Source organism: Duganella sp. GW822-FHT06D06 (assembly GCF_058799615.1).
The window spans coordinates 515,009-540,559 of sequence record NZ_JBXALQ010000002.1 but is presented as its reverse complement, the minus strand read 5'-3'; the positions used below and the strand labels follow the sequence as shown (position 1 = coordinate 540,559).

Annotated in this window: 22 protein-coding genes; 13 read left to right on the top strand and 9 right to left on the bottom strand. The window is 62.4% G+C overall.

All coding sequences use genetic code 11. The annotated features are described in order from the left end of the window. Positions 1-4: 4 nt before the first annotated feature. The 5 genes from AC1RMD_RS05625 to AC1RMD_RS05605 all read right to left on the bottom strand — a co-directional run bounded on the left by AC1RMD_RS05625 (position 5) and on the right by AC1RMD_RS05605 (position 6,862). Positions 5-1,273 (bottom strand): DUF2863 family protein, encoded by a 1,269-nt coding sequence (locus tag AC1RMD_RS05625; protein ID WP_492924454.1) that lies wholly within the window; start codon positions 1,271-1,273, stop codon positions 5-7. 153 nt (positions 1,274-1,426) lie between these two features. Continuing rightward, positions 1,427-4,135, bottom strand: coding sequence for an aconitate hydratase AcnA (gene acnA, locus AC1RMD_RS05620; RefSeq protein WP_492924452.1), 2,709 nt, complete (start codon positions 4,133-4,135; stop codon positions 1,427-1,429). A 105-nt stretch (positions 4,136-4,240) separates the two neighbouring features. Then, positions 4,241-4,765: a hypothetical protein gene (locus AC1RMD_RS05615; RefSeq protein ID WP_492924450.1), complete on the bottom strand. Its 525-nt coding sequence runs from the start codon at positions 4,763-4,765 to the stop codon at positions 4,241-4,243. Beyond that, positions 4,762-5,766, bottom strand: coding sequence for an HpcH/HpaI aldolase/citrate lyase family protein (locus AC1RMD_RS05610; protein WP_492924448.1), 1,005 nt, complete (start codon positions 5,764-5,766; stop codon positions 4,762-4,764). Before AC1RMD_RS05610 ends, AC1RMD_RS05615 begins: the two co-directional genes overlap by 4 nt. Before the next feature lie 103 nt (positions 5,767-5,869). Continuing rightward, positions 5,870-6,862, bottom strand: a complete 993-nt coding sequence (locus tag AC1RMD_RS05605; protein WP_492924446.1) for a malate dehydrogenase — start codon at positions 6,860-6,862, stop codon at positions 5,870-5,872. A 246-nt stretch (positions 6,863-7,108) separates the two neighbouring features. Here AC1RMD_RS05605 and AC1RMD_RS05600 point away from each other — a divergent pair, with 246 nt between their 5' ends. The 8 genes from AC1RMD_RS05600 to AC1RMD_RS05565 all read left to right on the top strand — a co-directional run bounded on the left by AC1RMD_RS05600 (position 7,109) and on the right by AC1RMD_RS05565 (position 16,064). After that, entirely contained in the window at positions 7,109-7,918 is an 810-nt protein-coding gene (locus AC1RMD_RS05600; RefSeq protein ID WP_492924444.1) for a GntR family transcriptional regulator, read from the top strand. Between the two features lie 240 nt (positions 7,919-8,158). Next, entirely contained in the window at positions 8,159-8,581 is a 423-nt protein-coding gene (gene sdhC, locus AC1RMD_RS05595) for a succinate dehydrogenase, cytochrome b556 subunit (protein ID WP_492924442.1), read from the top strand. A gap of 1 nt (position 8,582) precedes the next feature. Beyond that, entirely contained in the window at positions 8,583-8,948 is a 366-nt protein-coding gene (gene sdhD / locus AC1RMD_RS05590; RefSeq protein WP_026334262.1) for a succinate dehydrogenase, hydrophobic membrane anchor protein, read from the top strand. A 2-nt stretch (positions 8,949-8,950) separates the two neighbouring features. Then, the gene (sdhA, locus tag AC1RMD_RS05585) at positions 8,951-10,729 is read left to right on the top strand and encodes a succinate dehydrogenase flavoprotein subunit (protein ID WP_492924439.1); all 1,779 of its coding nucleotides are present in this window, start codon (positions 8,951-8,953) and stop codon (positions 10,727-10,729) included. A 10-nt stretch (positions 10,730-10,739) separates the two neighbouring features. Beyond that, positions 10,740-11,450 carry a succinate dehydrogenase iron-sulfur subunit gene (locus AC1RMD_RS05580; RefSeq protein ID WP_492924437.1) on the top strand — a complete coding sequence of 237 codons (711 nt, stop codon included), beginning with the start codon at positions 10,740-10,742 and terminating at the stop codon, positions 11,448-11,450. A gap of 58 nt (positions 11,451-11,508) precedes the next feature. Continuing rightward, on the top strand, positions 11,509-11,790 hold the full coding sequence (locus AC1RMD_RS05575; RefSeq protein ID WP_217945365.1) for an FAD assembly factor SdhE: 282 nt from the start codon (positions 11,509-11,511) through the stop codon (positions 11,788-11,790). Positions 11,791-11,852: 62 nt separating this feature from the next. Beyond that, positions 11,853-13,154 carry a citrate synthase gene (gene gltA, locus AC1RMD_RS05570; RefSeq protein WP_492924435.1) on the top strand — a complete coding sequence of 434 codons (1,302 nt, stop codon included), beginning with the start codon at positions 11,853-11,855 and terminating at the stop codon, positions 13,152-13,154. A 153-nt stretch (positions 13,155-13,307) separates the two neighbouring features. Next, complete coding sequence (locus tag AC1RMD_RS05565) at positions 13,308-16,064, top strand: M16 family metallopeptidase (RefSeq protein ID WP_492924433.1); 2,757 nt, start codon at positions 13,308-13,310, stop codon at positions 16,062-16,064. A 28-nt stretch (positions 16,065-16,092) separates the two neighbouring features. On the opposite strand, the gene AC1RMD_RS05560 is transcribed toward AC1RMD_RS05565, so the two are convergent. After that, entirely contained in the window at positions 16,093-16,512 is a 420-nt protein-coding gene (locus tag AC1RMD_RS05560) for a hypothetical protein (protein WP_492924431.1), read from the bottom strand. Positions 16,513-16,607: 95 nt separating this feature from the next. On the opposite strand from AC1RMD_RS05560, the gene AC1RMD_RS05555 reads away from it, so the two are divergent. Together AC1RMD_RS05555 and AC1RMD_RS05550 are read left to right on the top strand one after the other, a co-directional pair. Beyond that, positions 16,608-16,925 carry a hypothetical protein gene (locus AC1RMD_RS05555; RefSeq protein ID WP_492924429.1) on the top strand — a complete coding sequence of 106 codons (318 nt, stop codon included), beginning with the start codon at positions 16,608-16,610 and terminating at the stop codon, positions 16,923-16,925. 2 nt (positions 16,926-16,927) lie between these two features. Further along, positions 16,928-17,344, top strand: coding sequence for a hypothetical protein (locus AC1RMD_RS05550; protein WP_492924427.1), 417 nt, complete (start codon positions 16,928-16,930; stop codon positions 17,342-17,344). A gap of 6 nt (positions 17,345-17,350) precedes the next feature. On the opposite strand, the gene AC1RMD_RS05545 is transcribed toward AC1RMD_RS05550, so the two are convergent. Both AC1RMD_RS05545 and AC1RMD_RS05540 read right to left on the bottom strand, forming a co-directional pair. Next, positions 17,351-17,728, bottom strand: a complete 378-nt coding sequence (locus AC1RMD_RS05545) for a BlaI/MecI/CopY family transcriptional regulator (RefSeq protein ID WP_492924425.1) — start codon at positions 17,726-17,728, stop codon at positions 17,351-17,353. A gap of 79 nt (positions 17,729-17,807) precedes the next feature. After that, positions 17,808-18,671: an MBL fold metallo-hydrolase gene (locus AC1RMD_RS05540; RefSeq protein ID WP_492924423.1), complete on the bottom strand. Its 864-nt coding sequence runs from the start codon at positions 18,669-18,671 to the stop codon at positions 17,808-17,810. Positions 18,672-18,775: 104 nt separating this feature from the next. On the opposite strand from AC1RMD_RS05540, the gene AC1RMD_RS05535 reads away from it, so the two are divergent. Next, entirely contained in the window at positions 18,776-19,693 is a 918-nt protein-coding gene (locus AC1RMD_RS05535; protein ID WP_492924421.1) for a LysR family transcriptional regulator, read from the top strand. On the opposite strand, the gene AC1RMD_RS05530 is transcribed toward AC1RMD_RS05535, so the two are convergent. Further along, entirely contained in the window at positions 19,690-21,003 is a 1,314-nt protein-coding gene (locus AC1RMD_RS05530) for a leucine-rich repeat-containing protein kinase family protein (protein WP_492924419.1), read from the bottom strand. The genes AC1RMD_RS05535 and AC1RMD_RS05530 overlap by 4 nt on opposite strands. A gap of 329 nt (positions 21,004-21,332) precedes the next feature. Here AC1RMD_RS05530 and AC1RMD_RS05525 point away from each other — a divergent pair, with 329 nt between their 5' ends. Further along, positions 21,333-24,188, top strand: a complete 2,856-nt coding sequence (locus AC1RMD_RS05525) for a 2-oxoglutarate dehydrogenase E1 component (protein ID WP_492924417.1) — start codon at positions 21,333-21,335, stop codon at positions 24,186-24,188. A gap of 73 nt (positions 24,189-24,261) precedes the next feature. Then, complete coding sequence (odhB, locus tag AC1RMD_RS05520; RefSeq protein ID WP_492924415.1) at positions 24,262-25,509, top strand: 2-oxoglutarate dehydrogenase complex dihydrolipoyllysine-residue succinyltransferase; 1,248 nt, start codon at positions 24,262-24,264, stop codon at positions 25,507-25,509. The last annotated feature ends 42 nt before the right edge of the window (positions 25,510-25,551 follow it).

Sequence of the window (25,551 nt, the reverse complement as noted above, 5' to 3'; positions counted from 1 at the left end):
ATTTTTAGTGGAAGTGCTCGGTGCCGCTAGGCGTATCCTCGGGCATTTCCGCGTGCGCCAGTTCGCCGACCGGGTCGGCAAACAGCGGCGCGCCGCAGTCGTCGCAGAACTCGGCCACGAAACGCTCGCTGTGCTTCTTGATCTGCGTGATGCCGGCCTCGTTCAGGTTGTTGATGATTTCCTCCACCGGCGTCACCGGCTGCTGCACGATACCGCCCGGACCGCCTTGCAGCGGACCTTCCGGCGGCGTGCCTTCCTCATCTTCCTGCCCGTACAGCGGCCACACCACGCCGTAGATCACGTCCGGCGACGAACGCTGGGTGAACGCCACGCGGTATTCGTCGATCTGGCCGTCGGCGTTTTCCTCGCCGAAGCCGGCGATCACCGCGCGCAGTTCGGACGGCTCGACCGCCAGCGTATGCGTCAGGTAATGCACGGCGGCGCGGATCGACACCGGGCGGATCAGCTTGTCCGCCTCGCGGCAGGCCATGTAGTAGGCCTCCGGCAGCAGCAGCTCGACGCCGCAACCCGGCAGCAAACGGTTGATGGTCGGCGTGACCTGCGCGCGCCACTGCTCCAGCGCGGTGGTGCGCTCGCTGACGAAGTTGGCCTGGTTGGCCGGCATCTGCCAGCGGAACAGCGGGCCGCCCGCCGGTGTCACCACGGCCACCAGCAGGTAGCGGGTGTCGGCCAGGAACGGCGCCGTCTCCGGCACCTTGGTGTCGGGCTTCAGCACAGTACCCTTGAGTGCGGCCTGCGCCAGCTTGTGCACCTTGGCGTAGGTCTCGACGTGGCTGCGCGGCAGCTGGTCGATCGAGAACAGCGTCGGCGACATCGCCATGTGCGTGCCGTCGGCCAGCAGATGGGCCGAGAAGTGCGCCGACAGCGTGCTCAGGATGTCGGCCGGGATCGCGCCCGAGGCGATGGCGAAGCGGGTCCACGCCAGGATGGGCGCGGCCACCAGCAGCACGTCGTACTGCTTGGCGACGCCGTCGGTTTCGATGGTGATGCTGCTCGATTCGCTGACCGCTTCCACGCCATCCATCAACACGTCGTACGCGTTCAGGTCTTCCTTGAACAGGCTGTTCAAGGTCGAATCGATGGTTTCCTGGTGGCCGGTCTTGAGGAGTTTGTGGAGCTGCGTATCGAGGCTGTGTTCCCAGGCCCGCTCTTCGATACGGCTGGCCGCCTGCCCGACCGCGAGGGCATAGGTGACGAGGCGCTGGCTCTCGGCAGACAACTTATGGGATGAATCTTTGTTTGGACGACGCATAGCGCAATAAGAGTCTCATAAAAGTGGATAAAGCGGATCAGTCATGCAGATGATAACCCTTATGAACCGTATTGTAGTTGATTCAGCAAGCGCGCATAAAAAAACGCCGGACTAGCGAACTAGCCCGGCGTTCTCTGTAGAGCAACTAACTATTTATGCGGCCAGCAGCTGGCGCAGCACGAATGGCAGGATACCGCCATGCTTGTAGTAGTCGACTTCGATCGGGGTGTCGATACGCAGCAGCACTTTGACTTCCTGTGCCGGCTTGCCTTCGCGATGGATGACCAGGGTAGCCAGTTGCTGTGGCTTGATCTCGCCTTCCAGACCCTTCAGGTCGTAGACTTCCTTGCCGGTGATGCCCAGCGATTCAACGCTGTCGTTGCCGATGAATTGCAGCGGCAGCACGCCCATGCCGACCAGGTTCGAGCGGTGGATGCGTTCGAACGAACGCACGATCACGGCCTTCACGCCCAGCAGCTGGGTGCCCTTGGCCGCCCAGTCGCGCGACGAGCCGGTGCCGTACTCTTCGCCGCCGAACACCATGGTCGGCGTGCCTTCGGCAACATACTTCATCGCCGCGTCGTAGATCGACAACTGTTCGCCGGTCGGCTGGTGAATGGTGATGCCGCCTTCCACCGCCGAACCGTCCGCCTTGGCAGGAATCATGCGGTTCTTGATGCGCACGTTGGCGAAGGTGCCGCGCATCATGATCTCGTGGTTGCCGCGACGCGAGCCGTAGGAGTTGAAGTCCGCCTTCATCACGCCGTTGGCCAGCAGCCATTTGCCCGCCGGGCCGTCTTCCTTGATCGAGCCGGCAGGGGAGATGTGGTCGGTGGTGATCGAATCGCCGAACACGCCCAGCGCGCGCGCGCCGGTGATGCCGGTGGCGGCCGCTTTCGGGACCATCTCGAAGTTGTCGAAGAACGGTGGCTCGGCGATGTAGGTCGATGCCGGCCAGTTGTAGACATTGCCTTCGGTCGAAGACACGTGTTCCCACAGCTTGCCCGGGTTGCCCTTGACGTCGGCGTAGTTCGACTTGAACACTTTCGAGTTCATCGCGAACTTCATCAGCTTGGCGATCTCTTTCGAGGTCGGCCAGATGTCGCCCAGGTACACGTCCTTGCCGTCCTTGCCCTTGCCAACCGGCTGGGTCATCAGGTCGACGGTCATGTTGCCGGCGATGGCGTAGGCCACCACCAGCGGTGGCGATGCCAGGAAGTTCGAACGGATGTTCGGGTGGATCCGCGCTTCGAAGTTGCGGTTACCGGACAGCACGGCGGAAGCGACGATATCGTTGTTGCTGATGGCGGCGTTCAGTTCCGGGGTCAGGTCGCCGGCGTTGCCGATGCAGGTGGTGCAACCGTAGGCGGTCACGCCGAAGCCCAGTTGCTCCATGTATGGCAGCAGGCCGGCGGCGGTCAGGTACTCGGTCACGACGCGCGAGCCAGGCGCCAGCGAGGTCTTGATGTGCGGAGCGACGGTCAGGCCGGCTTCGACGGCTTTCTTGGCCAGCAGGCCGGCGGCCAGCAGCACGCTCGGGTTCGAGGTGTTGGTGCACGAGGTGATCGCAGCGATCAGCACGTCGCCGTTTTTCACGTTCACGCCGTTGCTGGTGGTGTAGGTCTTGTTCAGGTCTTCGGCTTTTTTGTTGAAGCCGTTGTCGGTGGTCGGCTTCGAGAACAGTTCGGTGAAGTTGTTCTTGACGTTGCCGATTTCGATACGATCCTGTGGACGCTTAGGACCGGCCAGCGACGGCGTCACCGAGGTCAGGTTCAGTTCCACCACGCGGGTGTAGTCGATGTCGCCGGCCTTGGGCACGCCGTACAGGCCCTGGGCCTTGAAGTAGGCGGCGAACGCGGCGATTTCGTCCTTGGTGCGGCCGGTGCCTTCGAAGTATTCGATGGTGGCGTCGTCAACCGGGAAGAAGCCCATGGTCGCGCCGTATTCAGGCGCCATGTTGGCGATGGTGGCGCGGTCGGTCAGCGACAGCGTCTCGGTGCCTTCGCCGAAGAACTCGACGAACTTGCCGACGACTTTTTCCTTGCGCAGCAGTTCGGTGATGGTCAGTACCAGATCGGTCGCGGTGCAGCCTTCGCGCAGGATGCCGGTCAGGTTCACGCCGATCACGTCCGGGGTCAGGAAGTAGACCGGCTGGCCCAGCATGCCGGCTTCCGCCTCGATGCCGCCCACGCCCCAGCCGACCACGCCGATGCCGTTGATCATGGTGGTGTGCGAGTCGGTGCCGACCAGGGTGTCCGGGTAGTACACGCCGTCAGCGGTCTTGTGGACGCCGCGCGCCAGGTATTCCAGGTTGACCTGGTGGACGATGCCGAAGCCGGGAGGCACGACGCCGAAGGTGTCGAAGGCTTGCATGCCCCACTTCATGAACTGGTAGCGCTCGTTGTTGCGCGAGAATTCCAGTTTCATGTTCAGGTCCAGCGCGCCTTTTTCACGGAAGTGGTCGATGGTGACCGAGTGGTCGACCACCAGGTCCACCGGGACCAGCGGTTCGATCTTCTTGGCGTTGATGCCCATCTTGTAGGCGACGTTGCGCATCGCGGCCAGGTCGGCCAGCAGCGGCACGCCGGTGAAGTCCTGCAGCACCACGCGGGCGACCACGAATGGAATCTCGTCGGTACGGTCGGCGGTCGCGCCCCAGTTGGCCAGCTGCTTGACGTGTTCTTCGGTGACTTTTTTGCCGTCGCAGTTACGCAGCACGGATTCCAGCACAACACGGATCGATACCGGCAGGCGGGAGATTTTGGCGCCCAGGCTCTTTTCCAGGGCTGGCAGGGAGTAGAACTTGCCCTTTTTGCCGGAAATGTTGAAATCCTTAAGCGTGTTCAGAGTGTTGCGGGACATGACCTCTCCTTCGTGGGTATCGTCTATTATTGAAGTTAAAACCGTGCTGCTGGCGCCCGTGGCGGCGCGCCCCTTTGGAACTTGAAACTGTGTTTGAAAACTGTATTACTGGATCGTGATCTTGGTGCTGGTCGGCTCGGCCGCGGTGGGCGCGACCGGCTTGAGTTGCTCGGCGTTGCGGCATTCATTGGCCAACTGGCGGTTCTGCTTGGAGTCCAGCAGCATGCCCTTGGCCGGAATACCGATCCAGATCAAGCCGTACAAACGGTTTTCGAAGCGGTGCGCACCGGTGGTGGTGCCCACGCGCGTCAGGCGATGCAGGCGCTTCTTCCAGCGCAGCGCGATGTGCGCTTCGTCGCTGGCGTTTTCGTAGATGGTGATCTTGTTGCCCAGCTCGCAATCGAACTCGGTCACGGCCGAATCGGCCACGGCCGGTTCGTCGGCGTCTTCGTCCGGCGTCTTGGTTTCGGCCGGCTTGGCGCTCGGCTTGGCAGTCGAACCCTTGGATTTGCCGGCCTTCTTGACGGTTTTCTTGGCCGGCTCGGAGCTCTGCGCTTGCGCGCCGGCGGCCAGGGTCATGGAGGCCAGCGCGAAGCTGCAAGCCAGGAGTAGTTTGGAGATGGACGTCATGGTGTTTCCAGTGTGGGGTCGGTGGGGCTGCCGTTGATCAGCGTGGTGGCGGACTCGGGCAAGCTCAGCCCGGCCAGCTTGGCGCGCTGTAAAACGGTCCAATAGTATCTGTAGCTCGCACGGTCATGCAAGCGCCCGTTTTGGGAAATTGGCCCCCATTGCTTCGCCTCTGCTTCCAGCAGGATGGCGGCCGCCTCGCTGACCTCGGACAGGCGCGGCGTGAAGGTCTTGATAATCGGTTTGATCTGGTTCGGGTGGATGCTCCACATGCGCGTGTAGCCGAATTCGGCGGCGGCGCGCTGGGCATCATTGGCGGCGACCGCCGTGTCCTTGATCTCGGTGGTGACGTTATGCGACGGCACCTTGCCGTGCGCGTGGCAGGCGGCGGCGATGTCGAGCTTGGCGCGCACCACCAGCGGATGGGTGAACTGGCCCGGCGTGCGCATCGCGTTGGCGGGTATCGCGCCGTAGTGCGAGGAGACGAAATCCATGATGCCGAACGACAGGCACTGCACCTGGGGCAGGGCGGCGATCTCGTAGGCTTCGCGCAGCGCGCCGTGGGTTTCGATCAGCACGTGCACCGGCAGGTCCTTGCGGCCGGCCTTGGCGGCGTGGGTGTTGATCAACTTGATGGCGGCGGCGACTTCCTTGGCGCCGTGCACCTTGGGCAGCACGATATAGGCCAGGCGCTGGGCGGCGGCGCAGATGATCTCCACGTCCTGCGCGAAGAACGGGCTGGCGACATCGTGCACGCGGGCGCCGATGCGGTTGAACTTGTTATCGTCCGACAGCAGCAGCTGCGCCACCAGGCGGGCGTGGGCTTCCTCGTTGCCGGCGCTGGCGCCGTCTTCGCAATCGAGGGTGATGTCGAACAGGGGGCCAAGCTCTTGTTGCAGGGCGATCGATTTGCGCATCAGCTTTTCGGAGCCGGCGTAATGGTCGCAGGCCGGCAGCAGCAGCGGCTGGCGATTGCCCTGGAATAAAACCTCGGATGGGTGCATGCGGGAATCTTGAGTAGATACAGACACCGCGCTGCTCTCGGCAGCGCGGCGGGTGCGGCGGATCGGTGGTTTAACCGGTTCCACTTGCGGGTGGTGTCGGAACTTAGGCTGGCAGCAGGTGCTTGACGCCTTCACGCTCTTCGGTCAGTTCTTTCAGCGTCAGGTTGATGCGCTCTTGCGAGAACGCGTCGATTTCCAGGCCCTGGACGATTTTGTATTCGCCGTTTTCGGTGGTCACCGGGAAGCCGAACATGGTGCCTTCAGGGATGCCATACGAACCATCCGAAGGAACGCCCATGGTGGTCCACTTGCCGGCGGTGCCCAGAACCCAGTCATGCACGTGGTCGATCGCTGCGTTGGCGGCCGAAGCAGCCGACGACAGGCCGCGCGCTTCGATGATCGCCGCGCCGCGCTTGCCGACGGTCGGCAGGAAGGTGTTGGCGTTCCATTCCTGGTCGTTGATCAGGTCTTTGACAGCCTTGCCGTTGACGGTGGCGAAACGGTAGTCGGCGTACATGGTAGGCGAGTGGTTGCCCCATACGCACAGCTGCTCGATGTCCTTGACGGCGGTGCCGGTCTTGGCTGCCACTTGCGACAGCGCGCGGTTGTGGTCCAGACGCAGCATGGCGGTGAAGTTCTTGGCCGGCAGCGAAGGCGCCGATTTCATGGCGATGTAGGCGTTGGTGTTGGCTGGGTTGCCGACCACCAGTACTTTGACGTTGCGCGATGCGACGGCGTCGAGCGCCTTGCCTTGCACGGTGAAGATCTGGGCATTCGCTTCCAGCAGGTCTTTGCGTTCCATGCCTGGGCCGCGTGGACGGGCGCCAACCAGCACGGCGACGTCGATATCCTTGAAGGCGGTCATCGGGTCGGAGTGGGCGGTCATCTCGGTCAGCAGCGGGAAGGCGCAGTCGTCGATTTCCATCATGACGCCTTTGAGTGCTTTCTGGGCTTTCTCGTCGGCGATTTCCAGCAATTGCAGAATGACTGGTTGGTCCTTGCCCAGCATGTCGCCGTTGGCGATGCGGAACAGCAGAGCGTAACCGATTTGACCGGCGGCGCCGGTGACAGCAACACGCATTGGGGTTTTAGCCATGATGAATCTCCAAAGTGGGAATTAAAACGTTCTCGAAGCTGGACCGGTGCCGGTCCGGGAAATCGTAATCATACTGCAAATTGAGCGCTTAGAATGGTTGCCGAGGCGTTAGCTAATGCGTCTCGCCGGGGAGTGTAGGCGTGTGTGTGGCATCTGTCAATCCTATCTTATGTCTTATATAAGACAGATAAGTTATTGCGTGTTTTTGCTGGACGGCACCGGGCATTTGTGGTGAAATCTTGGTCTATGAATTCAGTCCCGCCCAATCCGAACAGCAATTCCACTACCGTCAGCACCGGCGGGGCTGCCGGATCGTCTGCGGGCTCCGCGGCCGCGCCGGCGCCGACCTTCTCCCCACTGTACCAGCAAATCAAGGCGCTCATCACGCAAAGCCTGCAATCGGGCGAGTGGAAGCCGGGTGAATTGATCCCCAGCGAGGTCGAGCTGGCCAACCGTTTCAAAGTCAGCCAGGGCACGGTGCGCAAGGCGATCGACGAACTGGCGGCGGAAAACCTGGTCATGCGCAAGCAGGGCAAGGGCACCTTCGTGTCCACCCACCATGAGGCGCGCGCCCATTTCCGCTTCCTGCGCCTGATGCCCGACGAGGGCGTGCCGCACTACCCCGAAAGCAAATTCATCGAAGTCAAGCGCATGCGCGCGCCGGCCGACGTGGCGCGCCTGCTGGACCTGAAGTCCGGCGACGCCGTCATCTTCATCAAGCGCGTGCAATCGTTCGACGGACTGCCGACCATCGTCGAGGAGCTGTGGTTGCCGGGCATGACCTTCAAGGGCCTGACCGCCGAGCGCCTGGTGGAATACAAGGGCCCGATGTACGGCCTGTTCGAGTCCGAATTCGGCACCCGCATGATACGCGCGACGGAAAAGATCCGCGCCGTCTGCGCCGGCGCCGACGATGCCGAATTGCTGCATCTCCCCGTCAATACGCCCTTGCTGGCGTCCGAGCGTGTGTCGTTCACCTATGGCGACAAGGCGGTGGAATTGCGCCGCGGCTTGTACTCCACGGAACGTCATCACTATCACAATGAGCTTAGTTAAGCTGAGGATTTAAGGAGACCCTGAAGCATCGCAAACCCGCTTCAGGCAGCGCAAACAGGGCGCCGTCGCAGCCCGGACGCATTGTTGCGCTGATAATACGTTGAGCTACGGAAAGTAGCCGCCGCATGGTGTTGCCAAACACTATTTTAGTTATATGTAACAATAGATATTGGTTATGAGTGCGAAAATCGGCGAAAATCGCAGTCTCGATATTTTTGTTTATGCTTAGGAGGTCTTGTTATGTCAGAAGCCGTAAGGGAAGCCCCAAAAAAAGAACGGCCGGAGTTCCGTAACATTCATGTTACCGAATTGTCCAACTACCGCATGCCTTTGGCGAGTATTGTATCCATCCTGCACCGCATCAGCGGCTTCATGATGTTTGCACTGCTGCCTTTCGTGCTATATCTGTTGGAGCAGAGCTTGCGCTCCGAGATCTCCTTCGCCTACTACCAGGGGATTGTTTCCCACCCGCTGGTCAAACTGATCATCCTGGCCCTGGTCTGGGGTTATATGCATCACTTCTGCGCTGGCGTACGCCACCTGGTGATGGATGCCCACATCGGCCTGGACAAGGATTCCGCCCGCAAATCGTCCGTTGGCGTGCTGGTTGTCAGCCTGACGCTGACCGCGATCGTCGCCCTCAAATTGTTTGGAGTTTTCTGAGATGGCAAATAACAATATTGGTCCAAAACGCCTGGTGGTCGGCGCCGGCTACGGCATGCGCGACTGGCTGGCACAACGCGTGACCGCCGTCATGATGGTGCTGTACACCGCCATCCTGCTGATTTCCTTCCTGACCGGCCAGAACTTCACGTATGAAGGCTGGGCCGGCCTGTTCGCCCAGCAGTGGTTCAAGCTGATCAGCGCCGTCACCCTGTTCGGCCTGTTCTTCCACGCCTGGATCGGCGTGCGCGACATCTGGATGGACTACGTCAAAGCCGTCGGCCTTCGCCTGACCCTGCAAATCGCCACCATCCTGTGGTTGGTCGCTTGTGCCGTTTGGTCGGTACAGATACTCTGGAGTGTGTAATCGTGGCAGCTATTAAATCTGCAATCCCTACCCGCCGCTTTGACGCGGTAATCGTCGGCGCCGGCGGCTCCGGCATGCGCGCATCCCTGCAACTGGCTGAAGCCGGTCTGAACGTGGCGGTGCTGTCGAAAGTTTTCCCTACCCGTTCGCACACCGTGGCGGCGCAGGGCGGCATCGGCGCATCGCTGGGCAATATGGCGGAAGACAACTGGTTCTGGCACATGTTCGACACCGTCAAGGGCGGCGACTACCTGGGCGACCAGGATGCGATCGAATTCATGTGCCGCGAAGCACCGAAGGTCGTCTACGAGCTGGAACACTTCGGCATGCCGTTCGACCGCAACCCTGACGGCACCATCTACCAGCGTCCGTTCGGCGGCCACACCGCCAACTTCGGCGAGAAAGCCGTGCAGCGCGCCTGCGCCGCGGCCGACCGTACCGGCCACGCGCTGCTGCACACGCTGTACCAGCGCAACGTCCGCGCCCGCACCCACTTCTTCGTCGAGTGGATGGCGATCGACATCATCCGCGACGCCGAAGGCGACGTGGTTGGCGTGGTGGCACTGGAAATGGAAACCGGCGAAACGATGATCCTGGAAGCGAAGACCACCATCTTCGCCACCGGCGGCGCCGGCCGCATCTTCGCCGCATCGACCAACGCCTTCATCAACACCGGCGACGGCATGGGCATGGCGGCACGTGCCGGCCTGCCGCTGCAGGACATGGAGTTCTGGCAGTTCCACCCGACCGGCGTGGCCGGCGCGGGCGTCCTGATCACCGAGGGTGTGCGCGGCGAGGGCGGTATCCTGATCAACTCCGAAGGCGAACGCTTCATGGAGCGCTACGCGCCGACGCTGAAGGATCTGGCGCCGCGCGACTTCGTGTCGCGCTCGATGGACCAGGAGATCAAGGAAGGCCGCGGCTGCGGTCCGAACAAGGATCACGTCATGCTGGACCTGCGCCACATCGGCGCCGACACCATCGCCAAGCGTCTGCCGTCGATTCTGGAAATCGGCCACAAGTTCGCCAACGTCGACGCCACCAAGGAACCGATCCCGGTGGTGCCGACCATCCACTACCAGATGGGCGGTATTCCAACCAACATCCACGGCCAGGTCGTCACGCCCGGCGCCGACGGCTCGCAGAAGGTTGTCAACGGCCTGTACGCGATCGGCGAATGCGCCTGCGTTTCGGTGCACGGCGCCAACCGCCTGGGCACCAACTCGCTGCTGGACCTGCTGGTCTTCGGCCGCGCCGCCGGCAACCACGTGGTCGCCTCGAACCTGAAGCAGAAAGAGAACAAGCCTCTGCCGAAGGACGCCGCCGACTTCGCGCTGGGCCGCCTGAACAAGCTGGAAACCTCGACCGGCTCGGAAAAAGTGCAGGGCGTCGCCAACGACATCCGCGCCACGATGCAGAAGTACTGCGGCGTGTTCCGTACCGACGAAATGCTGACCCAGGGCGCCAAGGAAATCATGGTGCTGGACGAGCGCCGCAAGCACGTCTCGTTCAAGGACAAATCCATGGTGTTCAACACCGCGCGCGTCGAAGCGCTGGAACTGGACAACCTGATCGAAACCGCGAAAGCGACGATCACGTCGGCCGTGGCCCGCAAGGAATCGCGCGGCGCCCACGCCCACAACGATTTCCCGAACCGCGACGACGACAACTGGATGAAGCACACCCTGTGGTATTCGGAAGGCAACCGACTGGAATACAAAGCGGTCGTTACCAAGCCATTGACGGTTGATACCTTCAAACCGAAACCACGTACTTTCTAAGGGCTAGAACATGGCACGCACTCTCAAACTGAAAATTTATCGTTACGATCCGGACCAGGACGCCAAGCCCTACATGCAGGACGTGACGGTCGAGCTGAAGGACACCGACAAGATGCTGCTCGACGCACTGCAGCGCATCAAGTCCGACGTCGACGACTCGCTGGCCCTGCGCCGCTCGTGCCGCGAAGGCGTGTGCGGTTCGGACGCGATGAACATCAACGGTAAAAACGGCCTGGCCTGCACCACCAACCTGAACGAGCTGAGCGAGCCTATCGTGCTGCGCCCGCTGCCAGGCTTGCCGGTGATCCGCGACCTGATCGTCGACATGACCCAGTTCTTCAAGCAGTACGATTCGATCAAGCCTTACCTGATCAACGATTCGATCCGCCCTGAAAAAGAACGCCTGCAATCGCCGACCGAGCGCGAAGAGCTCGACGGCCTGTACGAGTGCATCCTGTGCGCCTGCTGCTCGACGTCGTGCCCATCGTTCTGGTGGAATCCGGACAAGTTCGTCGGCCCGGCCGGCCTGCTGCAAGCCTACCGCTTCATCGCCGACTCGCGCGACGAAGCCACCGGCGCGCGCCTGGACAACCTGGAAGATCCGTACCGCCTGTTCCGCTGCCACTCGATCATGAACTGCGTCGATGTTTGCCCCAAGGGTCTGAACCCGAACAAGGCGATCGGCAAGATCAAGGAATTGATGGTCCGCCGCGCGGTCTAAGCGGCACCACACGGGCGGCGGCCTCGTCGCCCGTTCTCGTATAAAGTAGCTCATCCATATGACTGAACCGAACAGCTCAGCGCATCAGGCCGACCCCGCCAACCGAGCGCGCCTGCGGTGGCGTTCCCGCCGGGGCCTGCTGGAAAACGACATCATCCTGACCCGTTTTCTCGATGCGCATGAAACCGAATTGACCGACGAAGAAGTGGACGCATTCACGCGGCTCCTCGATTTGTCGGACAATGACCTGATGGATCTGGTACTGGCCCGCAAAGAGCCCCAAGGCGAGGTCGACCTGCCGCATGTGCACGCACTGCTGCAGCGACTGCGCCGCGCATAACGACACACCCAGAAAAGTTTCGTTTTTTTTATTTGCCGCATCTCTCCAAGAAGGAAGAGTCCATGAACACCTCTGATAACAAAGCCACCCTATCGTTTTCCGATGGCAGCCCGTCGGTAGAATTCCCGATCTACAAGGGCACCGTTGGTCCCGACGTGATCGACATCCGCAAACTGTACGCCGGCACCGGCAAGTTCACCTACGATCCAGGCTTCATGTCGACCGCGGCATGCAACTCGTCGATCACCTACATCGACGGCGACAAGGGCGAGCTGCTGTACCGCGGCTACCCGATCGAGCAGCTGGCCGTGAACGCCGACTTCCTGGAATCGTGCTACCTGCTGTTGAACGGCGAACTGCCGAACAAGGTCGAGAAAGCCGAATTCGTCGAAACCGTGACCAAGCACACCATGGTCCACGAGCAGATGCAATTCTTCTTCCGCGGCTTCCGTCGCGACGCGCACCCGATGTCGGTGCTGGTCGGCACCGTCGGCGCGCTGGCCTCGTTCTACCACGACTCGCTCGACATCAACGATGCCAAGCACCGTGAAGTATCGGCCATCCGCCTGATCGCTAAGATGCCTACCCTGGTGGCGATGGCGTACAAATACTCGATCGGCCAGCCGTTCGTGTACCCACGCAACGACCTGTCGTACAGCGCCAACTTCATGCGCATGATGTTCGGCAATCCATGCGAAGAATACAAAGTCAACGACGTGCTGGTGCGCGCGCTGGACCGTATCCTGATCCTGCACGCGGACCACGAGCAGAACGCATCGACCTCGACCGTCCGTCTGGCCGGTTCGTCGGGCGCCAACCCGTTCGCCTGTATCGCTGCCGGTATCGCCTGCCTGTGGGGCCCTGCCCACGGCGGCGCCAACGAAGCGGCACTGAACATGCTGAAGGAAATCGGCAGCGTCGAGAACATTCCTGCCTTCATCGCTCAGGTGAAAGACAAGAACTCCGGCGTCAAGCTGATGGGCTTCGGTCACCGCGTGTACAAGAACTTCGACCCACGCGCAAAACTGATGCGCGAAACCTGCTACGAAGTGCTGGAAGAGCTGGGCCTGCAAGACGACCCGCTGTTCAAGCTGGCGATGGAACTGGAAAAGATTGCACTGAACGACGAATACTTCGTTTCGCGCAAGCTGTACCCGAACGTCGACTTCTACTCGGGCATCGTGCAATCGGCGCTGGGCATTCCGGTGTCGCTGTTCACCGGTATCTTCGCCATGGCCCGCACCATCGGCTGGATCGCCCAGTGGAACGAAATGATCGCCGATCCAGAGCAGAAAATCGGCCGTCCACGTCAGCTGTTCGTCGGTTCGACCACCCGCGACGTCAAGCCGCTGGACCAGCGTTAATCGCCGCTAAGACTTGGCAGGAAAACAACCCGCCAGTACTGAGCGCGATCTTGATCGCGTTCAGGCTGGCGGGTTTTTTACGCTTGGAGTAGCTGAGGAAACATTGTAGGATTGGCATCCCATCCATCACTGTCAAATCCTATGAACAGCGTAATGCGCCTTACCCTGGTGGCCGCCCTGGTCGCTTCCGCCTTCAGCCCGGCCGCCGCCGCACCGGCCGCCGCCGCCCAGTCCGCCGTGGTCGACCTCAAGCCCTACACGGTGCCGTATCAGAAGTTCACGCTGCAGAACGGCCTGACGCTGATCGTCCACGAAGACCACAGCGTGCCGCTGGTCAGCGTCAACGTCTGGTACCACGTCGGTTCGCGCAACGAGAAGCGCGGCAAGACCGGCTTCGCCCACCTGTTCGAGCATTTCTTCTTCAACGGTTCGGAAAACTATCCGCACGGCTTCCGCGAAGCGATGGACGACCTCGGCGCCAGCAGCCGCAACGGCACCACCAGCAACGACCGCACCAACTTCTACGAAGACGTGCCGGTCTCCGCGCTGGACCGCACGCTGTACCTGGAAGCCGACCGCATGGGCTTCCTCGCCAACTACATCAGCAAGGACATGCTCGAGCGCGAGCGCGGCGTGGTGCAGAACGAGAAGCGCCAGGGCGAGAACCAGCCCTATGGCCGCGTGCACATCGAGCAGTCGCAGCGCATGTATCCGGCCTCGCATCCGTATTCGTGGCCGGTGATCGGCTACATGGAAGACCTGAACGCCGCCAGCCTGGATGACATCAAGGAGTGGTACCGCACCTACTACGGCCCGAACAACGCGGTGCTGGTGCTGGCCGGCGACATCAAGCCGGAGCAGGCGCTGGCGATGGTGAAGAAGTACTTCGACGGCATTCCGCCCGGTCCGCCGCTGGTGCGCACCGACAGCTGGATACCCACGCTGGACCGCAACATCCGCGATGAAATGGAAGACCAGGTGGCGCAGGTGCGCATCCAGCGTAGCTATCACGCGCCGGTGTGGGGCGATCCCGAAACGCTGCGCCTGTCCATCCTGGCCGAGGTGCTGACCGGCTCCAAGAGCGCGCGCCTGACCAAGCGCCTGGTGTACGACAAGGCCCTGGCCACCAACGTCAGCGCTCGCGCCGACGGCAACGAACTGGCCGGCACCTTCGGCATCCGCGCCACGCTGAAGCCGGGCGTCGATGTCGCCCTGGTCGAGCGCGAAATCGACGCGGTGGTCGATGAACTGCTGGCGCAAGGCCCGACCGCCGAGGAACTGGCGCGCGTGCGCACCAAGGCCTACGCCGACACTGCGCGGCAGATCGAACGCCTGGGCGGCGGCGGCGGCCGCAGCGGGCTGCTGGCCGAGAGCATGATGTTCGGCGGCTCGCCGGACGCCTACCTGGCCGACCTGCGCGGGCTGGCCTTGGCCCAGCCGGCCGACGTCAAGGCGACCGCCAACAAATGGCTGCGCGGCGCACACCACTACACGATGGTGGTCAAGCCTTTCCCCAAACTGGCTGCGGGCAAGACCGGCATCGACCGCAAGGTGCTGCCGCCGCTGGGCGAGGCGCCCACCGTCAGCTTCCCGGCGATGCAGCGCGCGCGCCTGGCCAATGGCTTGAAGGTGGTGTTGATCGAACGCCATGGCGCGCCCATCGTCAACGCCGCGCTGGCGGTCGATGCCGGCGTGGCCAGCGACAGCGCCGCCAAGTCCGGCCTGGCCTCGCTGGCGCTGGAGCTGCTGGACAAGGGTACCAGGAGCCGCGACGCCTTCCAGTTGTCGAATGCGCTGGAAACGCAGGGCGCGCAGCTCGGCACCGGCACGCAGGCCGACCAGTCGCTGGTGCGTCTGCAATCGACCGCCGCCAACTTCGGCGCCTCGCTGGACCTGATGGCGGACGCGGTGCTCAACGCCAGTTTCCCGGCCGACCAGTTCACACTGCAGAAGCAGCGCCGCATCGCCCAGATCGCGCAGGAGAAATCCTCGCCGGCCGGCAGCGCTCAGCGCGCGATCGCCGGCCTGTTGTACGGCGCCGACAACGCCTACGGCAAGCCGGCCAGCGGCGACGACAAGACGGTCGAAGCGTTGACCCGCGACGATCTGGTGAACTGGCATCGCGACTGGTTCAAACCGGGCAGCGCGACCCTGGTCGTCGCCGGCGACACCACCATGGCCAAGCTGATGCCGCTGCTGGAAGCATCGTTCGGCAAATGGGCGGCCGGCAGCGCGCCGGCCAAGTCGGCAGCGGCGGCGCCGGCCACGCAAGGCAAGCGCGTGTACCTGATCGATCGACCCGACGCGCCGCAGTCGATGATCGTGGCGGCGCACCTGTCGCTGTCGCGCGGCCAGCCGGAGGACCTGGCGATGGAGCCGGTGATGCAGAACTTCGGCGGCATGAGCACTTCGCGCCTGAACCGCAATCTGCGCCTGGACAAACACTGGAGCTACGGCGCCTCGGCGGGCCTGAGCAATGTGCGCGGCCAGCGCGCCTTTACCGTGATGGCGCCGGTGCAGACCGACAAGACCAAGGAAGCGATGCTGGAAGTGGCGAAGGAAATCAAAGGCGTGGCGGGCGAACGTCCGCTGGCTGGCGAGGAGTACCTCAGCATCATGCGCAACATGACCTCGCGCTTGCCGGCGCGCTTCGAGTCCATCGATGCGCTGGAGGGGGCTGCCTTGCAGAGTGTGAACCTGGGCCTGCCGGACGACTACTGGACCAACTACGCTGGCCGCATCAGTGCGCTGACCCAGGCGCAGCTGACCGATGCGGCGCCGAAGTACATCCATCCGGAGCAGGTGGTGTGGCTGGTGGTGGGCGATGTGCGCAAGATCGAAGCGGGCGTGCGCGAGCTGGGCTGGGGCGATGTCATCAAGCTCGATGCCAACGGTCAGCCTTTGAAGTGATGTAGCAGGTGCGGCCCGCGGCACATCGTCAGTCCGATTCGGCCGGCGGATTGCACCGGTCGGGCCGCACCACCAGCAGCCACCAGACGATCACGCCCAGCGTCGCCTGCGGCAGGTTGAACAGGAACTTGTCGATGACGACTTGCTGGCGCAGCGGCCAAGGCAGGTTGGCGGTATCCGCGATGATGTTGGTGTGATACAGGCAAACGCCCAGCAACAGCACCATGGCGATCGCCCAGATCGACGGCAGCTTGGTGACCCGGCGGCGCAGCAGCGCCGCAACCGGGTAGACCACGATGCAGCAAGCGAAGTAGGCGAACAGATTGGCCAGCAAATCCTGCAAGCGGAAATGCGGCAGCAGGATGGGCACCGCGCAAATCGCCAACGCGAGCATGACGGCCATGACGGGGTGTGGGCGCTCGGGCCAGTGGTTGAAGCGGCTGATCATGAGTAAGGCTCTGATGAAAGGGCTCTCATTGTAGTTGAACTTGTTTTGGCGCCGTGAGTCTAACTATTTTTGATCCCACTGAGGAAGGCGGCATCATGGATACCTCGTCGACAGGTCAATTGGAAGAACTGATCGAAAAAGCGAGAAGGTCAGCTGAGTCGTTGCCCGAAGACGCCTCTGCCGGCAAGCTTCCGCCCATCGCCGGCCTGAATGCCGCTGAAACCGACATGCTCTTTATTCGCTTATTGGAGCAAGTCGCTATACGGCTTGGGATTGAACTCGATTGCCTTGACGGCGTCCCGACGACGGGGGAGCTTTTGGGGAAGGTGACGAACCAAGAAGTCGTGGGTTTGCTTCGAGAGGAGTTTCTGCGGTCGAGTCCAAACGATAGGGAACTGCAAAAAAGCCTTTAATCATGGATGCGTCCTGGCTAGCTCTCGGCCGTAAAGTAGTCAGCTCGATAGCTGGTCTACGACCAATTGGTCGCTATTTCTATCGTTGTATTGCTGCTCTCGTGTTCCTGGATGAACGGCGCGACGCTGAGCGCTTGCGCAACGAGAAGTTGCGCGCTGAAGTCTTGCTTGCACATATGTTGGTATGTGAGAGCGTGTTGAAATTGATGAAAACATCCGGTGCTTCGTCTGCCGAGGTTAAGGTTTTCATGCGCGAAATGGTTGTGGCGCGCACCCGCAAACTTATGCTTTCCGATAGTAGCGCTGAAGCGCAGATACTAAATTTTAGTCTACCGACGCATTCCAAAGAGCGACGAACGCCGCAGGTGATAGCCCAAGACAAACGGCGTGGTCGGCGGACCGGCGATCTTGGACAGTGATAGGTCCTATTTCTCCTGATCCAGCAACGCCTGGATTTCCTCGCGTTCCTTCTTGCTGACATGGCCGCCGCGCAGCGCGGCCAGCACCAGCGCCTTGCCCGAGCCGGAGAAGGCCTTCTGGATCAGCTCTTTCAGCAGATTGGTTTGCAGCGAATCCTGCTCCTGCGCCGGCGCGTAGACGTGGGCGCGCTGGCTCTCGTCGCGGGTCAGCAGGCCTTTGGTGTGCATCACTTGCAGCAGCCGCAGCACCGTCGCGTAGTTCATCTCGGGACGCGCCTCCATCGCCGCCTGGTGCACCTGCTTGGCGGTCGCCGGCCCGCTTTGCCATAACAGGCGCAGCATTTCCAGTTCGGACGGGGTGGGCTTCGGTGGCGCTGTGGTCATGATGATGTTGGAATGCGGGGCAATGCATCTAGAATAAAATATCTAGATGCATTTGTCTAGTTCTACCGCGCTTTTTACATCACCACTTCATTTCACCCTTGGCCACCTTGGCGCTGGTGTCCAGCGCGCCGTTCAGGCCGGCGTTCGGATACAGCTCCTTCATGCGGGCGATCAGCGCGGCCGAGTTGGCGGCCTTGGCGGTCTCCGCTTCGAAGCGCACCAGATAGTCGCGGGTGAAGGCGATGCTGTCCGGCGTCAGCGCCGCGCCTTGCTTGAAGTGGCCGGGTACGATGGTGGCCGGCTTCAGCGCCGCGACGCCGTCCAAGGTCGCCAGCCACTGCTTGCGCGACTCAGCCGTTTGCGTATCGGCGGTCCACACGTGCAGCTCGTTGAACAGCACCACGCCGCCCACCACCGCCTTGATCGATGGAATCCACACGAAGCTGCGTTCCGGTGTCGCGCCCTTCAGGCCTTCGATTTTCAGCGACTGGCCTTCCAATTTGATGGTGTCGCCCTGCAGCGGCTGCGGCACGATGATGCTCTTCGGCGCGTTGTCTTTCAGGATAGGACCCCAGAACACCACCTTGGCATCCTTCTTCTTCTCGATACCGGCGATGGTTTGCGGCGTGGCGACGATTTTCGCGTCCGGGAAGGCGGCGTGGATCACGTCCAGGCCGAAGTAGAAGTCCGGGTCGCTGTGGCTGACGTAGACCGTGGTCAGGTGCTTGCCGCCGGCGCGGATCTGCTCGACCAGCTTGAGCGCTTCGCCGCGCGAGAACTGGGCGTCGATCAGCACCGCATCCCTGGCGCCGCTGACGATCACCGAGGCGACCGGGAAGATCGCGGCTTCGCCCGGATTGAACACTTCCAGGGTCAGCGGCGCGGCGGTGGCGCCGGCAACGGTGGCGGCGAGGGCGGCGGACAACAGGCTTTGCTTGATCATGATGGTCTTTCGTGTGAAGTTGGAGTGACGCCATCTTAAATTTCTTTATCCGATAGAAAAATAGGGTAATCTGCACCTGTTAATTGCATAAATCGGACGAATCGATGGACAGGATCACGGCAGCGCAGGTTTTCGTCAGCATCGCCGAGCGCGGCAGCATGATCGCGGCGGCCGAGGCGCTGGACATGTCGCGCGCCATGGTCACGCGCTATCTGGCCGAGATGGAGGAGTGGGCCGGCGCCCGCCTGCTGCACCGGAGCACGCGCCGCCTGAGCCTGACCGACGCCGGCGACCTCACGCTGGCGCGCTGCCGCCGCATGCTGGAACTGGCCGAGGCGATGGAAGTGGGCAGCGGCGCCGACGCCGACACGCCGCAAGGCCTGCTGCGCATCACCAGTTCGCAATCGCTGGCGCAGGCCGCGCTGGCGATCGCCGTCACGGCGTTCCTGAAGCGCTATCCGCGCACGGCGGTCGATCTGCAAATGAATAACCGCGCCGTCAACCTGGTCGAGCAGCGCATCGACCTGGCGCTGCGCATCACCAACGCGCTCGAGCCCAACCTGATCGCGCGCCAGCTGGGCTGGTGCGATTCGGTGGTGTGCGCGGCGCCGACCTACCTGGCCGAGCGCGGCACGCCGCTGCGGGCCGAGGATCTGGCCGTGCACAACTGTCTGACCTATACCTATTTCGGCAAGAGCCTGTGGCAGTTCACGAACCGCGATGGCGAGGCGGTGTCGGTGCCGGTCAGCGGCAACCTGTCGGCCAATGAGGATTTGATTTTGCTGAAGGCGGCCGGGGAGGGCGCCGGCATCGCGCTGCAACCCTTGTACAGCGCCGCGCCGCTAATCGCCGACGGCCGGCTGGTGGCGCTGCTGCCGGACTACGCGCCGCAACAAATGGGCATCTACGGCATCTACACCTCGCGCCAGCACATGTCGCCGGCGCTGCGGGCGATGTTGGACTTCCTGCTGGACTGGTTTGCCCGCGATCCGGCCTGGCTGGGCCACGCGGCGCCCCGTTAAACGCGGAGCGCGAGGATCCGCTGCTCCACATCCGCCAGCGACGGCCGGATGGCGGGATCGGTTTGAACGCAAGCCGCTTGTAGCGCCGCCAGCGCCGCTTGCTGCGCGGCCGGCAGCTCGCAACGCGCCATCAACTCATCGAGCAAATGGCCGAAGGCCCGTACTTCCAGTCGTTGCAAGCCCGCCGCGTGCGGCCCGTCCGGCGCGAACAGCGAGGCCGCGCCGAAGTCGCCCAACAGGCTGCGGCCCTGGTCGCAATGCAGGATGTTGTGGCCGTACAGGTCGCCATGCATGATGCCGCGCTCGTGCAAGTGGCGCGCAGCCGAGGCGATGCCGCCTGCAATGCCGAACAACTCCGCCGGGCTGAAACGCTTGCCGTCCGGGTAGGTGTCGCGGGTGCAGCTGTCCAGGCTGGGCGGACCGGCCAGGTTGCCGAAGCCGGGATCGATCAGCGGCATCACGCAGCCTTTTGCGCCTTCCGGGTGATCGTGCACTTCGCCAAGCACGGGAATCAGGTTGGGATGCTGGCCCGAGCTGACGCAGGCCGTCATCTCGCTACGCGGCAAACCGTCGCTGGTGACGGCGCCTTTGAACATCTTGACGGCCACGGCCCGTTCGCCGTCGGCCTGCCGCAGCGCGGCTTGGTGGATCACGCCGGATGCACCTTCGCCCAGCTTCTGCTGGAATTGCAAGCGATCCCACGCGATACCGGCAATGCCGGCGCCGGTTTCAGCCGCCAGTTCGTCCGCCTCGCAGAAGGGATTGCCGGCGTAAGCCAGCCAGGACAGGCGCGGCATGTCGAGCAGCCAGGCCGGCAGTTCGGTCAGCCGGTTGGCGGCGATGCGCAGCAGTTCCAGCCGCGAGCAGGCGGCCAATTCGGCCGGCAGGGCGCTCAGCCGGTTCCCCGCCAGCATCAGCTTTTGCAGCTGGCCGCACTGGCCGATGGCGGCCGGCAGCTCCCCGACCCGGTTGTCGGTCAGGATCAGCCAGCGCAGGTCCGGCGGCAGCGCGGCGGCCGGAACTTCGCTGATCTGGTTGCTTTTGAAGCCTATCATCGTCAAAGCAGGGCAGGCGCCCAGCACCGCCGGCAGCGTCGTGAACTGGTTGGCGGAGCAGAAAACGACGCGCAGCTTGCGCAGGCGCGGCAGGTCGTCCGGCAGCGAGGACAGGGCGTTACCCGACAAATCCAGGATCTCCAGCGTGTCGGCCAGGTCGAATATCTCGCGGGGGAACTCGGTCAGGCCGCAGGACATTTGCAGGCGCTGGACGCCAGCCAGTTGTCCGGCGCGTAACTGCTCTAAGGTGTGCATGGAGGGCGGGCGGGATCGAAAAGCGCTATTCTACAACCTTCACGACCGGCCCCAAAAGCCGTTAAAAATATGGAAACATTGCGTCTGAACCGCGCAGCCATGCGGCTTATGTGAAAATTAATACGGAAACATTTGTTACGCTTTTTGTCGCACAATTGGTTGTTGGGATACAATACCGGTGCTATCCTGAATGACCGATTTTGTAAGACCTGAAGAACTATAGCCCTTCCCCACAACTTGATGTGCAATCCGCTAACCGGTCAGGCCGTGTCGCGGAAGGTTAGATTAACCCGCTAATTCCTCGCGAAGCGCGAAGAAAGGTGAGCAAGATGATGCAACAATATACGTCCAATTCCTACCTGTTTGGTGGGAACGCACCGTACGTCGAAGAACTGTACGAGGCGTACCTCAACAACCCAGGTTCCGTGCCAGACAACTGGCGCGCCTACTTCGACGCCATGCAGCACGTGCCGGCCGTCGACGGTTCCAATAAGCCGGACGTCGCCCACGCTTCGGTCATCGCCTCCTTCGCCGAACGCGCGAAAGCCGGCCCGATCCGCACCGTAGTTGCCTCCGCCGACGCCGAAATGGGCCGCAAGCGCGTCGCCGCGACCCAGCTGATCGCCGCCTACCGCTACCTGGGTTCCCGCTGGGCCAACCTGGATCCGCTGCAACGCCAGGAACGTCCATCGATTCCTGAGCTGGACCCGACCTTCTACGGCTTCAGCGATGCGGACATGGACACCGTATTCAACATCAGCAACACCTACTTCGGCCCTGAGACCGCGACCCTGCGCGACCTGCTGAACTTCCTGCGCGACACCTACACCCGTTCGATCGGCGCAGAGTACATGTACATCTCCGATCCGGCCGAAAAGCGCTGGTTGCAGGAACGCCTGGAATCGATCCGTTCGACCCCGAGCTTCACGCCTGAGAAGAAAAAACACATCCTGGAACGCCTGACCGCGGCCGAAGGCCTGGAGCGCTACCTGCACACCAAGTATGTGGGTCAAAAACGATTCTCGCTGGAAGGCGGCGAAACCTTCATCGCCTCGATCGACGAAATCATTCAGCGCGCCGGCGAAAAAGGCGTGCAGGAGATCGTTATCGGCATGGCCCACCGCGGCCGCCTGAACGTGCTGGTCAACACCCTGGGCAAGTCGCCCAAGGAACTGTTCGAAGAATTCGAAGGCAAGCACGGCGACGACCTGCCGGCCGGCGACGTCAAATACCACCAGGGCTTCTCGTCGGACATCTCGACCGGCGGCGGTCCGGTCCACCTGTCGCTGGCGTTCAACCCGTCGCACCTGGAAATCGTCAACCCTGTGGTTGAAGGTTCGGTCAAGGCGCGTATGGACCGTCGCGGCGACACCCTGGGCAAGCAAGTGCTGCCTATCCTGGTGCACGGCGATGCGGCATTCGCCGGCCAGGGCGTTGTGATGGAAACCCTGAACCTGGCGCAGACCCGCGGCTACGGCACGGGCGGCACGGTGCACATCGTCATCAACAACCAGATCGGCTTCACCACGTCCGACCCGCGCGATGCGCGCTCGACCATCTACTGCTCGGACGTCGTCAAGATGATCGAAGCACCGGTGCTGCACGTGAACGCCGACGATCCTGAAGCCGTAGTATTGGCTTCGCAGATCGCCATGGATTACCGTCTGCAGTTCCAGAAAGATATCGTTGTCGACATCATCTGCTACCGCAAACTGGGCCACAACGAACAAGATACGCCAGCGCTGACCCAGCCGCTGATGTACAAGAAAATCGGCCAGCACCCAGGCACCCGCAAGCTGTACGCGGACAAGCTGGTGGCGCAGACCGTGATCGCAGCCGATGGCGGCGAGCAGATGCAAGCGGCCTTCCGCGATGCGATGGACGCCGGCAAACACACCGTCGATCCAGTGATCTCCAACTTCAAGAACAAGTACGCGGTCGACTGGCTGCCGTTCCTGAACCGCAAATGGACCGACTCGGCCGACACCGCCGTGCCGATGACCGAACTGAAGCGTCTGGCCACCCGCATCACCACCGTGCCGGAAAACTTCAAAGTCCACTCGCTGGTCGAGAAAGTTCTGGGCGACCGCGCCAACATGGGCAAGGGCGAACTGAACCTGGACTGGGGCATGGGCGAACACCTGGCCTACGCGTCGCTGGTCGCTTCCGGTTACGCAGTGCGCCTGACCGGCCAGGACGCCGGCCGCGGCACCTTCGTGCACCGTCACGCCGTGCTGCACGACCAGAACCGCGAGCGTTGGGATGCAGGCACCTACGTGCCGCTGCAGAACATCGCCGAAGGCCAGGCGCCGTTCACCGTGATCGACTCCGTGCTGTCCGAAGAGGCGGTACTGGGCTTCGAATACGGCTACTCGACCGCCGAACCAAACACGCTGACGATCTGGGAAGCCCAGTTCGGCGACTTCGTCAACGGCGCGCAAGTGGTCATCGACCAGTTCATCAGCTCCGGCGAAGTGAAGTGGGGCCGCGCTTCGGGCCTGGTCATGATGCTGCCGCACGGTTACGAAGGCCAGGGTCCTGAGCACTCGTCCGCGCGTCCAGAGCGTTTCCTGCAGCTGTGCGCCGACAACAATATGCAAGTGGTGCAGCCGACCACCGCAGCGCAGATCTTCCACGTGCTGCGTCGCCAGATGGTGCGTCAGTTCCGCAAGCCGCTGGTGATCCTGACGCCTAAGTCGCTGCTGCGCAACAAGGACGCAGGTTCGGCGCTGACCGAACTGGCCAAAGGCGCGTTCCAGACCGTGATCGGCGAAGTCGACGAGAAAATCGACGCCAAGAAAGTCAAGCGCGTGGTCGCCTGCTCGGGCAAGGTCTACTACGACCTGGTCAACGCACGCAAGACCCGTGGCCAGACCGATACCGCCATCATCCGCGTTGAACAGCTGTATCCGTTCCCGCACAAATCGTTCGCTGCCGAACTGAAGAAGTTCCCGAACCTGGCGGAAGTGGTGTGGGCGCAGGACGAGCCGCAGAATCAGGGCCCATGGTTCCAGATTCAGCACAACATCTTCGAGAGCATGGACGCAGGTCAACGCCTGGCATACGCCGGCCGCCCAGCGTCGGCATCGCCGGCTGTCGGTTACTACGACAAGCACTACGCCCAGCAAAAAGACTTGCTGGAGACGGCGTTCTCGAAGCTCAAGGGTTTTATCCTGACCAAATAATCGCACTTACTCGACGGAGCGCCCTGCTGCTACGCGGCGGGGCGCCGCAACAATAAAATATACGGAGTTTTACATGGCACAAATCGAAGTCAAAGTCCCCCAGCTGTCGGAATCGGTAGCAGAAGCAACCATGCTGACCTGGCATAAAAAAGTCGGCGACGCAGTCGCTCGCGACGAAAACCTGATTGACATCGAAACCGATAAAGTAGTCCTGGAACTGCCTGCGCCAGCCGCCGGCGTTCTGATCAAGATCATCAAGGGCGACGGCAGCACCGTGGTTGCCGACGAACTGATCGCTGTTATCGACACCGACGGCGTCGCCGCAGCAGCAGCTCCAGCAGCAGCCGCTCCAGCAGCAGCACCTGCCGCAGCACCAGCAGCCGCTGCCGCAACCGGCGGTTCCAAAGGCGACGTGGCCATGCCTGCCGCCGCCAAGATCCTGTCGGAAAAAGGCCTGAGCGCTGGCGATGTCGCCGGTTCGGGCAAAGACGGCCGCGTGACCAAGGGCGACGCCCTGGCCGCTTCCGCTCCAGCGACCCCGGCCGTTGCCGCGCTGGCGCCGGCCGCCGCCAAGCCGGCCTTGCAACAAGTCGCCGCTCCTACCGTCGCCAGCCTGGGCGCACGTCCGGAAGAGCGCGTGCCGATGAGCCGCCTGCGCGCACGTATCGCCGAGCGTCTGATTCAATCGCAATCGACCAACGCCATCCTGACCACGTTCAACGAAGTGAACATGGCGCCGGTCATGGAACTGCGCAACAAGTACAAAGACAAGTTCGAGAAAGAGCACGGCGTCAAGCTGGGCTTCATGTCCTTCTTCGTCAAGGCCGCTGTGGCAGCGCTGAAGAAATACCCGATCATCAACGCCTCGGTCGACGGCAACGACATCGTCTACCACGGCTACTTCGACATCGGTATCGCGGTCGGTTCGCCACGCGGCCTGGTCGTGCCTATCCTGCGCAACGCCGACCAGATGTCGATCGCCGACATCGAAAAGAAAATCGGTGAATTCGGCGTCAAGGCCAAGGAAGGCAAGCTGACCCTGGACGACCTGACCGGCGGCACCTTCTCGATCTCGAACGGCGGCACCTTCGGCTCCATGCTGTCGACCCCGATCATCAACCCGCCACAATCGGCCATCCTGGGCGTGCACGCGACCAAGGACCGCGCCGTGGTTGAAAACGGCCAGATCGTGATCCGTCCGATGAACTACCTGGCGATGTCCTACGACCACCGCATCATCGACGGCCGCGAAGCCGTACTGGGCCTGGTCGCCATGAAAGAAGCGCTGGAAGATCCGGCACGCCTGCTGCTGGACCTGTAATTTCGCCGCATCCCCCAGGCCCGCCCGGGCCGGGGGAATTCT

What these genes read in the sequence shown, in the direction of transcription:
- AC1RMD_RS05625 (WP_492924454.1), bottom strand. Translation starts at nt 1,273, where the DNA reads ATGCGTCGTCCAAACAAAGATTCATCCCATAAGTTGTCTGCCGAGAGC.
- acnA (WP_492924452.1), bottom strand. Translation starts at nt 4,135, where the DNA reads ATGTCCCGCAACACTCTGAACACGCTTAAGGATTTCAACATTTCCGGC.
- AC1RMD_RS05615 (WP_492924450.1), bottom strand. Translation starts at nt 4,765, where the DNA reads ATGACGTCCATCTCCAAACTACTCCTGGCTTGCAGCTTCGCGCTGGCC.
- AC1RMD_RS05610 (WP_492924448.1), bottom strand. Translation starts at nt 5,766, where the DNA reads ATGCACCCATCCGAGGTTTTATTCCAGGGCAATCGCCAGCCGCTGCTG.
- AC1RMD_RS05605 (WP_492924446.1), bottom strand. Translation starts at nt 6,862, where the DNA reads ATGGCTAAAACCCCAATGCGTGTTGCTGTCACCGGCGCCGCCGGTCAA.
- AC1RMD_RS05600 (WP_492924444.1), top strand. Translation starts at nt 7,109, where the DNA reads ATGAATTCAGTCCCGCCCAATCCGAACAGCAATTCCACTACCGTCAGC.
- sdhC (WP_492924442.1), top strand. Translation starts at nt 8,159, where the DNA reads ATGTCAGAAGCCGTAAGGGAAGCCCCAAAAAAAGAACGGCCGGAGTTC.
- sdhD (WP_026334262.1), top strand. Translation starts at nt 8,583, where the DNA reads ATGGCAAATAACAATATTGGTCCAAAACGCCTGGTGGTCGGCGCCGGC.
- AC1RMD_RS05580 (WP_492924437.1), top strand. Translation starts at nt 10,740, where the DNA reads ATGGCACGCACTCTCAAACTGAAAATTTATCGTTACGATCCGGACCAG.
- AC1RMD_RS05575 (WP_217945365.1), top strand. Translation starts at nt 11,509, where the DNA reads ATGACTGAACCGAACAGCTCAGCGCATCAGGCCGACCCCGCCAACCGA.
- gltA (WP_492924435.1), top strand. Translation starts at nt 11,853, where the DNA reads ATGAACACCTCTGATAACAAAGCCACCCTATCGTTTTCCGATGGCAGC.
- AC1RMD_RS05565 (WP_492924433.1), top strand. Translation starts at nt 13,308, where the DNA reads ATGCGCCTTACCCTGGTGGCCGCCCTGGTCGCTTCCGCCTTCAGCCCG.
- AC1RMD_RS05560 (WP_492924431.1), bottom strand. Translation starts at nt 16,512, where the DNA reads ATGATCAGCCGCTTCAACCACTGGCCCGAGCGCCCACACCCCGTCATG.
- AC1RMD_RS05555 (WP_492924429.1), top strand. Translation starts at nt 16,608, where the DNA reads ATGGATACCTCGTCGACAGGTCAATTGGAAGAACTGATCGAAAAAGCG.
- AC1RMD_RS05550 (WP_492924427.1), top strand. Translation starts at nt 16,928, where the DNA reads ATGGATGCGTCCTGGCTAGCTCTCGGCCGTAAAGTAGTCAGCTCGATA.
- AC1RMD_RS05545 (WP_492924425.1), bottom strand. Translation starts at nt 17,728, where the DNA reads ATGACCACAGCGCCACCGAAGCCCACCCCGTCCGAACTGGAAATGCTG.
- AC1RMD_RS05540 (WP_492924423.1), bottom strand. Translation starts at nt 18,671, where the DNA reads ATGATCAAGCAAAGCCTGTTGTCCGCCGCCCTCGCCGCCACCGTTGCC.
- AC1RMD_RS05535 (WP_492924421.1), top strand. Translation starts at nt 18,776, where the DNA reads ATGGACAGGATCACGGCAGCGCAGGTTTTCGTCAGCATCGCCGAGCGC.
- AC1RMD_RS05530 (WP_492924419.1), bottom strand. Translation starts at nt 21,003, where the DNA reads ATGCACACCTTAGAGCAGTTACGCGCCGGACAACTGGCTGGCGTCCAG.
- AC1RMD_RS05525 (WP_492924417.1), top strand. Translation starts at nt 21,333, where the DNA reads ATGATGCAACAATATACGTCCAATTCCTACCTGTTTGGTGGGAACGCA.
- odhB (WP_492924415.1), top strand. Translation starts at nt 24,262, where the DNA reads ATGGCACAAATCGAAGTCAAAGTCCCCCAGCTGTCGGAATCGGTAGCA.